Source organism: Oxalicibacterium solurbis (genome assembly GCF_014635845.1).
GTDB classification, from domain to species: Bacteria; Pseudomonadota; Gammaproteobacteria; order Burkholderiales; family Burkholderiaceae_D; genus Oxalicibacterium; species Oxalicibacterium solurbis.
In genome coordinates this window covers 935631-947990 of sequence record NZ_BMDP01000001.1, presented here as the reverse complement: position 1 = coordinate 947990, position 12360 = coordinate 935631, and the positions used below count along the sequence as shown (strand labels likewise).

Genomic DNA, 12360 nt, shown 5'->3' with positions numbered 1-12360 from the left:
TTTTTATTTTGCTTCGATTTCCGTTCGATTCATGCAGAAGAACCAGCCTGCGCAGACCAAACCGTACAAGATTCCCCAGTCCGTGCTGGTGGTCATTCATACGCCCGAGCTTGATGTGCTCATGCTGGAGCGTGCGGACCGGCCCGGCTTCTGGCAATCGGTGACGGGTTCCAAGGACGCGATCGAAGAGCCATGGGCCGAAACCGCGATCCGCGAAGTGGCCGAGGAAACCGGCATTGCGATCGTCGCCGATGGCAAGATCGACAAGTCAGCAGCGGTTTCCATCGAACATCTGCACGACTGGCAACTTTCCAACGTCTATGAAATCTATCCGGTGTGGGGCTATCGCTACGCGCCGGGCGTCACGCGCAACACCGAGCATGTGTTCGGCCTGCGCGTGCCGCGCGATATCGCGGTCACGCTGTCGCCGCGCGAGCATCTGCGTTACGAATGGCTGCCATGGCGCGAGGCGGCCGATCGCTGCTTTTCCGCTTCGAATGCGGAGGCGATCCTGCAATTGCCGGAACGTTACGGCGACGGCCGCGCCGATTTCCTGCATGTCTGCGTGAGCCATCGAACCGATGCATTGAAAGAATGACGATAACGTCGCGCATGCAGGCATGTGCGGTGTGCCGGGTGGCTGTCTGTTGGATTTGACTATGCATTGTTTGCCGGATATCCGATCTGCATGAAACTTAAAATCACGACCTACAACATTCACAAGGGCGTCTCTTCCTTCGGCGCGCGACCGCGCGTGCATGCGCTGAAGCAGGCCATCAGCGGGATGCAGTCCGACATCCTGTTTCTGCAGGAAGTGCAGGGGCGGCACGATCTGCATGCGATCAAGCATGCGACCGACTGGCCTGAATTGTCGCAGCAGGATTTTCTGGCCGGCGATTCGCATCAATGTGCATACGGCATGAATGCGGTCTACGATCACGGCCATCACGGCAATGCGCTGCTGAGCGCGTTTCCGATCGTTTCGTACGCGAACAGGAATATCTCCGATCACAAATACGAATCGCGCGGCATTCTGCATTGCATCGTGCGCGCGCCGGATGTCGAGGTGCATTGCTATGTGATCCATCTCGGCCTGTTTGCAGGCAGCCGCAAGCGCCAGACCGATGCGCTGATCGAAGCAGTCAATGAAACGGCAGGCAAGGATGCGCCGGTCATCATCGCTGGCGATTTCAACGACTGGGGCAACAAGCTGAGTGAAGACCTGCGCGGCGAACTCGGCGTCAATGAAGTGTTCGACGAGAATCTGTCGCGCCGTGGTTTCGGCACCTATCTGCGGCAGTTGAGCGGGCGCGGCCCGAGAATACAGCCGGCGCGCACTTTTCCTGCCGCCATGCCTTTCCTGCAACTGGACCGCATTTATGTACGCGGCTTCAAGGTAGAATCCGCCGAAGTCCTGCACGGCGCGATCTGGGCCAAGCTGTCGGACCATGCGCCCATCGTGGCGACGCTGAAGCTGAAATAAAACAAGAAAGGCCGCCTGCATCGTGGCGCGCCGCCTTCATTGCGAGGATCCGGGCGCATGCGCGTGGTCAATTTCATCGGCGAGAACGACATTCAACTGCTGCATTGCGGTGCCGATTACTTTCCGGCACTGATCGCAGCGTTCGATGCGGCACGCGTCGAAATCTATCTGGAAACCTACATCTTCGCCGACGACGAGACGGCGCGCGCGATCAAGCAGGCGCTGGTACGCGCCGCCGCGCGCGGCGTCGCCGTCAATCTGGTAACGGACTGGGTGGGAACCGGCAACCTGTCGTCCAAAGCTCTGCAACGCGAATGCGATGCGGCCGGCATCATGTATCGCAGCTTCAATCCGTGGTTCGTGCGTGGCATCGCACGCATGCATCGCAAGTTGTGTGTGGTGGATCGGCAGGTGGCATTTCTCGGTGGGCTGAACATCGTCGATGACATGCATGACGATGACGATCCGCGCATCATGCTGCCGGCTCCGCGATGGGATTTCGGCGTGCGCATCACGGGACTGCTGGTGGCAAGCATTCATTGGGAAATGGCCTTGTACTGGGCGCGCATGGGAAATTTGAGCTGGCGCACGCGCTGGGCGACGTTTCGTGAGCAGCGTCGCCGTCGCCGTTATGCCGATGCCGGCCGGCCGATGGTGGCGGGCCTGGTGGTGCGCGACAACTTGCGCAATCGCCGCACGATACAGACGGCCTATCTGAAGGCGCTGGGCGGCGCACGGCATGCGGCGCTGCTGGCGAATCCGTATTTCGCACCGGGGCGCCGCATGCGCAACGGACTGGTGGCAGCGGCCAGACGCGGCGTTGCCGTGACCTTGCTGCTGGGTGTGGGGCAGTATCGTTTCCAGGACGTGATTGCGCGCTCCTACTATCCGAAGCTGCTGAAATGCGGCGTGCGCATCGTCGAATACCGCAAGACGCAACTGCACGGCAAGGTCGCCGTCGTCGACGATCGCTGGGCCACGGTCGGTTCCAGCAACTACGATGGCTTCAGCCTGTTCGTCAATCAGGAAGCCAATGTGGTCGTGCTCGACCAGGCATTTGCGCAGACCTTGCGTGCACATATCGAAGACGGCATTGCTGAAGGCGTGGAAGTGACGCTGGAGGAATTCGCCGGCGTGCCGTGGTACAGGAAAGCCTTCCATCGCGTGGCTTACCTGATTTATGCCAGCGTGCTGCGGCTGATCACCTGGGGCAAGTCGGCCGAATAATCCGCATCCGGTGGCACCGGCAGCAAGCCTGGTCAAATCGTTCTACACTATGCGCTTGCAAGCGGCGCCATCGGGAAAATCACCCGGCGGCGCCGCTATTGTTTCCGATGCAACAGACGAGTGAGAAGAATGCTCAAGCAGAGTGCCGATGTGCGTGCGCAGGCGACGCTGGACGGTGAAGGCCTGCCGCTGCCGGAGCGGAACTGGGCCATCCTGTCGGTCGCGATGGGTGTGTCGATGTCGTCGCTCGATACGGCCATCGCCAACACTGCATTGCCGGCGATGGCGGCACAACTGCATACGACGCCGGCCGATTCGGTCTGGATCGTCAATATCTATCAGCTGGCGATGGTGGCGACGCTGCTGCCGTTTGCGGCCTTGGCGGAAATTCTCAGCTTCCGCCGCGTCTTCATCTTCGGCCTGCTCCTGTTCACGCTGGCGTCCGCTGCCTGTGCACTGGCATGGTCGCTGCCGACGCTGGTCATCGCGCGTTTCTTCCAAGGCGTGGGCGGCGCTGCCGTGATGGGCATCAATACCGCGCTGCTGCGCTCCATCTATCCATCGAGCATGCTCGGCCGCGGCCTTGGCACCAATGCGCTGGTGGTCGCGGTGTCGTTCGCAGTCGGCCCGACGATCGCATCCACCATCCTGTCGCTGTGGTCGTGGCCGTGGCTGTTCGCGATCAACGTGCCGTTCGGCATAGCGGCTTTCATTCTTGCGCGCCGCTTTCTGCCGGAAACGAAGCGCGCCACGCATCGTTTCGATGCGCTGACGGCGTTGTACAACGGCGCCGCTTTCGGCCTGTTGATTCTCGCCATCGGCGAAGGCGCGCATCTGGCTGGCACAGGTACCGTGTTGCTGGAGGCCGGCGGTGCATTGCTGTTCTTCATCCTGCTGTTGCGTCGGCAGAAAGGGCATCAGGCGCCAATGCTGCCGGTCGACCTGTTTCGCCGGCCGCAGTTTTCGCTGTCGGCATTAACGGCTGTCTTCACGTTCGGCGCGCAAGGTCTGGCGTTCGTTTCGCTGCCGTTCTACTTCGAATCGGCGCTAGGGCGCTCGGCGGTCGAGACGGGTTTTCTGCTGACGCCATGGGCGGTACTGGTCGGCATCATGGCGCCGATTGCCGGCCGCCTCAGCGATCGTTATCCGGTCGGTATTCTGGCCGGAATCGGCACGGCCATCCTGTCGGTTGGCCTGATGCTGATGATCGTGATGCCTGTCGATGCATCGACCTTCGATATCTGCTGGCGCATGGCACTGTGCGGTGTCGGCTTTGGTTTCTTCCAGGCGCCGAACCTGCGTTCCATTCTCAGTAGCGCACCGCCCGAGCGTGGCGGCGGTGCCAGCGGCATCGTCGCGACCTCGCGACTGATCGGGCAGGCATCCGGTTCGGCGCTGGTGGCGTTCTGCTTCATCATTTCCGCGTTGCATGGAGAGAAACTGGCGCTCGGTCTGGGGGCAGCCTTTGCGGCTGCTGCCAGCATTGCCAGTTTTTCGCGCATGTTCGTTACGAAGAATGTGACGTCGACTAAATAGAGCTGAACGATGGAACAGGTTCGCATCGACAAATGGCTGTGGGCGGCACGCTTTTTCAAGACGCGTTCACTGGCGACTGAGGCAGTCGATGCCGGCCGCGTCCGTCTCGACGGCGAACGCATCAAGCCGGCGCGCAACGTCAAATGCGGCGACTTGCTGCAGATCGACAATGGGTCGACGGAATGGGAAGTGGAAGTGCGCGCACTGGCTGACAAGCGCGGCTCCGCCGAAATCGCGCAGAAGCTGTATGCGGAAACTGCATCCAGCATCGCGAAGCGCCAGCAGGAAGCCGAGCGCCGCCGCTATTTCCATGAGCCGGCGCAGGAGATCAAGGGCCGGCCGACCAAGCGCGATCGACGCATGCTGGATCGCTCGAAATAATGTCACGGCGCCGACACGATAGTCTGCGCATCATGCGGTAGTATTGACCCGATAGACTAACCGCAAGGAGATAGTTTCATGGGTCAATACACAGCCCCGCTGCGCGACATGCAATTTGTTCTGCATGAATTGCTGAATGTTTCGGAAGAGCTGAAGCAGTTGCCGAAATATGCGGACATCGATGCCGACACCGTCAACCAGGTGCTGGAAGAGGGTGCGAAATTCACGTCGGAAATTCTGTTCCCGCTCAACCACATCGGCGACCGTGAAGGCTGCAAGCTCGATACGGCGACGCATGAAGTCACGCCGCCGACGGGCTTCAAGGATGCCTACGACCAGTATGTTTCCGCCGGCTGGCCATCCTTGTCGGCCGATCCCGAATTCGGCGGTCAGGGCCTGCCGACCGTGGTGCAGACCGTCTTCCTCGAAATGCTCAATTCCGCCAATCAGGCGTGGACCATGTATCCGGGCCTGTCGCACGGCGCCTATGAATGCCTGTTGAAGCACGGCACCGACGAACAGAAAACGCTGTACCTGCCCAAGCTTGTCTCCGGCGAATGGACCGGCACCATGTGCCTGACCGAAGCGCATTGCGGAACCGATCTCGGCCTGCTGCGTACGAAGGCCGAGCCGCAGCCGGACGGTTCGTACAAGCTGACCGGCAGCAAGATCTTCATCTCCGCCGGCGAACACAATATGTCGCACAACATCGTGCATCTGGTGCTGGCACGCCTGCCGGATGCGCCTGCCGGCACGCACGGCATCTCGCTGTTCGTCGTGCCGAAGTTTCTGCCGAAGGCAGACGGCACGCCGGGCGAACGCAATCCGATTTTCTGCGGCGCGCTCGAAGAAAAGATGGGTATCCACGGCAATGCGACCTGCCAGATGAATATCGACGGCGCGCAAGGCTGGCTGATCGGCGAGCCGAACAAGGGCCTGAACGCGATGTTCGTGATGATGAATGCGGCACGCCTCGGCGTCGGCATGCAGTCGCTCGGCTTGACCGAGGTCGCCTATCAGAATGCGCTGGTCTACGCGAAAGATCGCCTGCAGATGCGCAGCCTGACCGGACCGAAGGAAACCGACAAGCCGGCCGATCCGATCATCGTGCATCCGGACGTGCGCCGCATGCTGCTGACGGCGAAAGCCTATGCGGAAGGTGGCCGCGCATTCAGTTCCTACGTCGCGCTGCAGATCGACCGCGAACTGAACCATCCGGACGAAAAGGTGCGCGAGGAAGCGGCCGACGAGGTCGCGCTGCTGACGCCTATCGTCAAGGCCTTCCTCACCGATAACGGCTGGATCGCCGCATCCGAATCGATGCAGGTTTACGGTGGCCACGGCTACATTGCCGAGTGGGGCATGGAGCAGTACGTGCGCGATGCGCGCATCAACATGATCTACGAAGGCACGAACACGATCCAATCGCTGGATCTGCTGGGCCGCAAGATTCTGCAGGACAACGGCGTCAAGCTGCGCAAGCTTGGCGAGAAGATTCGCGGCTACATCGAGGAAACCGGCCTGGACGAATCGATGTCCGAATTCATCACGCCGCTGGCCGATCTGGCGGCGAAGGTGGAAAAGCTGACGGCCGAGATCGGCATGAAGGCGATGAAGAACCCGGACGAAGTCGGCGCAGCAGCCGTGCCTTATCTGCGCGTGGTCGGCCATCTGATCTATGCGTACTTCTTCGCGCGCATGGCGCAACTCGCACTGGCGAAGCAGGATGGCGGCGATCCTTTCTACAAGGCCAAGCTGGCGACTGCGCGTTTCTACTTCGCGCGCCTGCTGCCGGAAACGGCGATGCTGATCCGTCAGGCGCGCGCCGGTTCGGACAGCCTGATGGAACTGGACGCCGAGCTGTTCTGACGCCGCATTTCCTGCTGTGTTCTCCGCCGTGTTCGGCATGCCGCCGGCGCGGCTGCATCATCCGAGAGACATTCTTCGTAGAGGTTCAGGCATGTCAAATTTCATCGTCAGAAAAGTGGCGGTCCTCGGCGCCGGCGTGATGGGCGCGCAGATCGCCGCGCATTGCGTCAACGCGAAAGTGCCGGTCGTGCTATTCGATCTGCAGGCAAAGGAAGGAAACAAGAACGGCATCGTGCTGCGCGCAATCGAGAATCTGAAGAAACTCAATCCTGCGCCGCTCGGCAATCCGGATCAGGCAGCATTGATCGAGATCGCCAACTACGACGACGATCTGGCGAAGCTGGCCGAATGCGACATCGTCATCGAAGCAATCGCCGAGCGCATGGACTGGAAGCACGATCTGTACAAGAAAGTCGCGCCGCATCTGTCGCCCGCCGCGATCTTCGCATCGAACACTTCGGGCCTGTCGATCACCGAGTTGTCCGAAGGCTTCGACGCAGATCTGAAGAAGCGCTTCTGCGGCGTGCATTTCTTCAATCCGCCGCGCTACATGCATCTGGTCGAACTGATTCCGACCGCCGCAACCGATCCGGCCATTCTCGACCGTCTGGAAGCTTTCCTCACGACTACGCTCGGCAAGGGCGTGGTGCGTGCGCTCGATACTCCGAACTTCATCGCCAATCGCGTCGGCATCTTCAGCATGCTGGCGACGATGATCGAGGCGGAAAAATTCGGACTGACGGTCGATGTCGTCGATGACCTGACCGGCAGCAAGCTGGGGCGCGCAAAGTCCGGTACTTTCCGCACCGCCGACGTGGTCGGCCTCGACACGATGGCGCACGTAGTCAAGACGATGCAGGACAATCTGCAGGGCGATCCGTTCTACGCCGTCTATCGCACGCCGGATATTCTGACCAAGCTGATCAGTGGCGGTGCGCTCGGCGCGAAGGCCGGCGCGGGTTTCTACAAGAAGGTCGGCAAAGACATCCTGCGCATCGATCCGTCCAGCACCGATTACGTGCCCGGCGGCGGTAAGGCCGACGACTTCATTGTCCGCGTGCTGAAGGAAAAGGATGCGGCGAAACGTATCAAGGCACTGCACGATTCGAAGAATCCGCAGGGCCAGTTCCTGTGGGCGATCCTGCGCGACATCTTCCATTACATCGCCGTGCATCTGGAATCGATCGCCGACAATGCGCGCGATGTCGATTTCGCGATGCGCTGGGGATTTGGCTGGTCGCAGGGACCGTTTGAACTGTGGCAGGCCGCCGGCTGGAAACAGGTGGCGGACTGGATCAATGAAGACATCGCAGCTGGCAAGACGCTGAGCGATGCGCCGCTGCCAGCGTGGGCGCTTGGTGATCGCAGCGGCGTGCATGCGGCAGATGGCTCGTGGTCGCCGAAACAGAAGTGCAACGTGCCGCGTTCGGCGCTGCCGGTCTATGAACGACAGGCGTTCCGCGCCGGTCTGTTCAGCGACGGCAACGCAAACGGCGCGACGGCCGGCACGACCGTGTTCGAGGACGAGTCGGTACGCCTCTGGCATCAGGACGACAATGTGCTGATCCTGTCGTTCAAGACCAAGATGCACGTGATCGGTCCGGGCGTGATCGCCGGCATGGAAAAGGCGATTGCCGAAGCGGAAAGCAATTACAAGGGGCTTGTGATCTGGCAGACCGACGCGGCCGAAGGCGGCGCCTTCTCGGCCGGCGCCGATCTGCAGGCGATGCTGCCGCTGTTCATGTCCGGCGGCGTGGCGGCGATCGAACCGATGGTGTCCAAGCTGCAGCAGGCGCATCAGCGACTGAAATACGCGAACGTGCCGGTGGTGGTTGCCGTTGCCGGTCTGGCGCTCGGCGGCGGCTGCGAACTGCTGCTGCATGCGGCACGCCGTGTCGCATCGCTCGAATCGTATATCGGTCTGGTCGAAGTCGGCGTCGGCCTGATTCCGGCAGGCGGCGGTCTGAAGGAAGCGGCGGCGCGTGCCGCGCACAACGCGAAGGGCAACGACATCCTGCAGTTCCTGAAAAACGATTACATGCAGGCGGCGACGGCGGCCGTTTCGCGTTCCGCACTGGAAGCGCAGACGATGGGGTACCTGAAGGCCGATGACGTGATCGTCTTCAATCCGTACGAACTGCTGCACGTGGCGAAGACGCAGGCGCGTGCAATGCACGATGCCGGCTATCGTCCGCCGTTGAAGACGACGATTCCGGTGACAGGCCGCTACGGCCTGGCGACGATCGGTGCGCAGCTGATCAACATGCGCGACGGCGGCTTCATTTCGGCGCACGACTACAAGCTCGGCATGATGATCGCCGACGTCGTCACCGGCGGCGAGATCGAGAACGGCAGCCTGGTCGATGAGCAATGGCTGCTGGATCGCGAACGCCGCGCCTTCATGGAATTGCTGGCGCATCCGAAGACGCAGGAACGCATCATGGGCATGATGCAGACCGGCAAGCCGGTGCGCAACTGAGCGGATAGCGAAAGGAAACGAACATGAGCAAACAATTGCAGGAAGCCTACATCGTTGCCGCCACCCGCACGCCGATCGGCAAGGCGCCGCGCGGCATGTTTCGCCACACGCGCCCCGACGATCTGCTGGTACGCGCGATGCAGTCGGCGCTGTTGCAGGTGCCGTCGCTCGATCCGAACGTGATCGAGGACGCCATCGTCGGCTGCGCGTTCCCGGAAGCGGAGCAGGGGCTGAACATGGCGCGCATGGGCGTGCTGCTGGCCGGCTTGCCGAAGACGGTCGGCGGCGTCACCGTCAACCGTTATTGCGCCTCCGGGCTGACGGCGCTGGCGATGGCGGCCGACCGCATTCGCGTCGGCGAAGCGGATGCGATCATCGCTGCCGGCGCCGAGTCGATGTCGATGGTGCCGATGATGGGCTATCACCCGTCGATGAACATGGGCATCTTCAAGGACGAGAACATTGGCATGGCCTACGGCATGGGCCTGACCGCGGAGAAGGTTGCCGAACAGTGGAAGGTGTCGCGCGAGGCGCAGGATGCCTTTTCGCTGGAATCGCATCGTCGTGCGATTGCCGCCCAGCAGAGCGGCGAATTTGGCAACGAGATCACGCCGGTAGAAGTGATCGAGCGCTTGCCGAACCTGCAAAGTGGCGAGATCGACATCAAGACGCACACCGTCAATCTCGACGAAGGCGCGCGCGCGGATACCAGCATGGAAGCGCTGGCAAGGCTGCGGCCGGTGTTCTCGCCGAAAGGCTCGGTCACCGCCGGCAACAGTTCGCAGACGTCCGACGGCGCCGGCGCACTGATTGTCGTCAGCGAAAAAATCCTCAAGCAGTTCAACCTGGTGCCGCTGGCGCGTTTCGTCTCCTTCGCCGTGCGCGGCGTGCCGCCGGAAATCATGGGCATCGGCCCGAAGGAAGCGATTCCCGCCGCGCTGCGTGCGGCCGGTTTGAAACAGGATCAGATGGACTGGATCGAACTGAACGAGGCTTTCGCCGCGCAATCGCTGGCCGTGATCGGCGATCTGGGCCTCGATCCGGCGAAGGTCAATCCGATGGGCGGTGCGATCGCGCTCGGCCATCCGCTTGGTGCGACCGGTGCGATCCGTTCGGCGACGGTCGTGCATGGTCTGCGCCGCCGTAATCTGAAGTACGGCATGGTGACGATGTGCGTCGGCACCGGCATGGGAGCGGCGGGGATTTTCGAGCGGATGTAAAACGCCTTTTCTGAAAAGGAAAAGCCGCATGCGTGACTGCATGCGGCTTTTTTGTTAACGGTTTTCCTCCGATTGACGATCTCTGTCCCATAAATATGGGTTGTTGCTCCATGCGCATTTCCGTACCGTTTCTCACTTGGGAAAACGGCAGAGAGGCGCTCCTGACGACGATTGCAGACTGTTCGTCGTGAGCCATGCAATCACGTCTTCCGGAACGACTTCACATCACTCAGGGAAATCATAATGAAAAGAACGGCAGGATCGATTTTGATCGTCTTATTGGCAAGTGGGCTTGCTGCTTGCGCTACCAAGCCAGTTATATCCGATGCTCAATTAAAAGAAAAAATGATGGTGAGCAATGTGCGTGTTGCGCCTATCGAAACACCTGCGCGATTGACGGAAAGAACCAAATCTCAGGCGGTCGGAAATTTCCTGATTTCTTCTGTTGTAGGTAGTGTTGCAGGCAGCACCGGTAACGCGGGAAACATGCAACAGATGCAGGCCAACATGGAGATAAGCCGGGCATTCAGCGAGAATCTGAGCCGGACCTTGCCGCAAAATTACGCTGTCGAGTCTGGCCGGGGTGTCGATCTGGCATTGGCTAAAAAAATGTCCGATTATTTTGATGCTTCAACCGGGGCGCTTCCCAAAACCCAGGAGCTCTATATTTCTGTATCAGCTCCCTTGTGGGAACTGGGTTACACGTCTTTTCTGACCAGCGAGGATTACAACCTGAGTTATGGTCTGAACCTGAATGTTCAGGAAAAACTGAATGATCAACTCAACCCTGTTACGGCAATCAGTTGTTCGGGTGTCGCGAAAGAGACAATGCCGCTTGAAGCGTGGCAGGCAGATGACTACAAGAACGTGAATGTCGCGGCAGAAGCCATCGTTAATAAATGTTTTACTCAGTTCATGACTGCAATGGGTTTGCCTGTCATCGATAAGTCGATAGATGGAAGCAACCAGGCCCAACTGCAAAAAACGCAAGCACCTTAGAATGTAAGCACTTTTCCAGACCTTGGGAAAAAGCCGCATGCAAGAAATTGCATGCGGCTTTTTTATGCAGTTTCCTCTTCCAGCTGCGCCCCTTCGTCCGAATGAAAGCGCTGCCGATAATCGAAGGGGCTGATACCCAGCCGACGGCCGAAGATGCGTCGGAAAGTCGCCGCATTGCCGAAGCCGCAGCGGCGGGCGATTTCCGTCAGGCCGAGATCGGTGGATTCCAGATAGCGGCGCGATGCGTCGATGCGCGCATCGTTGACGAAATTCATCACTGTCATTCCGCATTCCTGCTTGAATACGCGCGACAGGTGGCGCGCGCTCATTTGCATCTTCTCCGCAATCGACGGCAGCGTGTGTTCGGTTTCCAGGTTGCCGAGGATGTAGCCCTGCACGGCGGCGACTGGCGAATCGTTTTCGACCTGCAGTTCCAATAGCGGGCTGAATTGCGATTGGCCGCCGGCGCGGCGCAGGTAGACGATCAGGTACTTGGCGACGTCGATCGCCATCTTCTTGCCGAAATCCTCTTCGATCAGCGCCAGCGACAGATCGATGCCGGCGGTGACACCGGCGGTCGTGTACAGCGAACCGTCCTTGACGTAGATGCGATCCGGTTCGACCTTCGCCCTGCGGAACATTGTCGACAGGCGCGCCGCGTCCATCCAGTGCGTGGTGACGGTCTTGCCGCCGATGATGCCGGCAGCGCCGAGCGCGAAGACGCCGTTGCAGATGGCGCCGATGCGGCGGCAGTTTTCGTTCTGCATGGCCAGCCAGTCGGTCAGCGTGGTGTCTTCGAGAATGTCGAACACGCCAAGGCCGCCCGGCACGATCAGCGTGTCGAAGTGCGGTGTCGGGTCGAAGATGGTGCGGTCCGGTGAAATCGTCAGTCCGCTGGAGGTCTGGATCGGCCCGCGCGTGGTGGCGACGGTCATGATCTCGTATTCGCATTCGCCGTTGCTGAGCACCTTCACTTCGGCGAAGGCATCGCCGGGGGCGGCGATGTCCAGCATCTGGAAGCGCGGGAAGACCAGCAGGCCGACGGTGATTTTTCGCATGACGAACAGGAATGGCAAAAGTGACTGAAGGAATTGCGGCGATCATATCAAGTTTGCCGCGACGCATGAGACGAAGCGGCAAACCTGCATGAGCGAATACGCAGGAAG

Annotated in this window: 10 protein-coding genes; 9 read left to right on the top strand and 1 reads right to left on the bottom strand. The window is 60.4% G+C overall.

Translation table 11 applies throughout. The features are described 5' to 3' along the window. The first annotated feature begins 31 nt into the window (after window positions 1–31). From nudB to IEV40_RS04485, 9 genes are all read left to right on the top strand, one after another. Window positions 32–598, top strand: coding sequence for a dihydroneopterin triphosphate diphosphatase (nudB, locus tag IEV40_RS04525; RefSeq protein WP_188419740.1), 567 nt, complete (start codon window positions 32–34; stop codon window positions 596–598). Window positions 599–688: 90 nt separating this feature from the next. Beyond that, a complete protein-coding gene (locus IEV40_RS04520; protein WP_188419739.1) occupies window positions 689–1483 on the top strand; it encodes an endonuclease/exonuclease/phosphatase family protein in 795 nt (264 codons plus the stop codon). Between the two features lie 57 nt (window positions 1484–1540). Continuing rightward, a complete protein-coding gene (locus tag IEV40_RS04515) occupies window positions 1541–2710 on the top strand; it encodes a phospholipase D-like domain-containing protein (protein WP_188419738.1) in 1170 nt (389 codons plus the stop codon). Window positions 2711–2839: 129 nt separating this feature from the next. Beyond that, window positions 2840–4246 (top strand): MFS transporter, encoded by a 1407-nt coding sequence (locus IEV40_RS04510; protein WP_188419737.1) that lies wholly within the window; start codon window positions 2840–2842, stop codon window positions 4244–4246. A gap of 9 nt (window positions 4247–4255) precedes the next feature. Further along, window positions 4256–4627: an RNA-binding S4 domain-containing protein gene (locus tag IEV40_RS04505; protein ID WP_188419736.1), complete on the top strand. Its 372-nt coding sequence runs from the start codon at window positions 4256–4258 to the stop codon at window positions 4625–4627. 78 nt (window positions 4628–4705) lie between these two features. After that, window positions 4706–6496: an acyl-CoA dehydrogenase C-terminal domain-containing protein gene (locus IEV40_RS04500; protein ID WP_188419735.1), complete on the top strand. Its 1791-nt coding sequence runs from the start codon at window positions 4706–4708 to the stop codon at window positions 6494–6496. A 91-nt stretch (window positions 6497–6587) separates the two neighbouring features. Beyond that, window positions 6588–8975 (top strand): 3-hydroxyacyl-CoA dehydrogenase/enoyl-CoA hydratase family protein, encoded by a 2388-nt coding sequence (locus tag IEV40_RS04495; protein ID WP_188419734.1) that lies wholly within the window; start codon window positions 6588–6590, stop codon window positions 8973–8975. A 23-nt stretch (window positions 8976–8998) separates the two neighbouring features. After that, window positions 8999–10195 (top strand): acetyl-CoA C-acyltransferase, encoded by a 1197-nt coding sequence (locus IEV40_RS04490; RefSeq protein WP_188419733.1) that lies wholly within the window; start codon window positions 8999–9001, stop codon window positions 10193–10195. A gap of 243 nt (window positions 10196–10438) precedes the next feature. Next, on the top strand, window positions 10439–11194 hold the full coding sequence (locus IEV40_RS04485; protein WP_188419732.1) for a hypothetical protein: 756 nt from the start codon (window positions 10439–10441) through the stop codon (window positions 11192–11194). Window positions 11195–11256: 62 nt separating this feature from the next. On the opposite strand, the gene IEV40_RS04480 is transcribed toward IEV40_RS04485, so the two are convergent. After that, window positions 11257–12252: a GlxA family transcriptional regulator gene (locus IEV40_RS04480; RefSeq protein WP_188419731.1), complete on the bottom strand. Its 996-nt coding sequence runs from the start codon at window positions 12250–12252 to the stop codon at window positions 11257–11259. Between the last annotated feature and the right edge of the window lie 108 nt (window positions 12253–12360).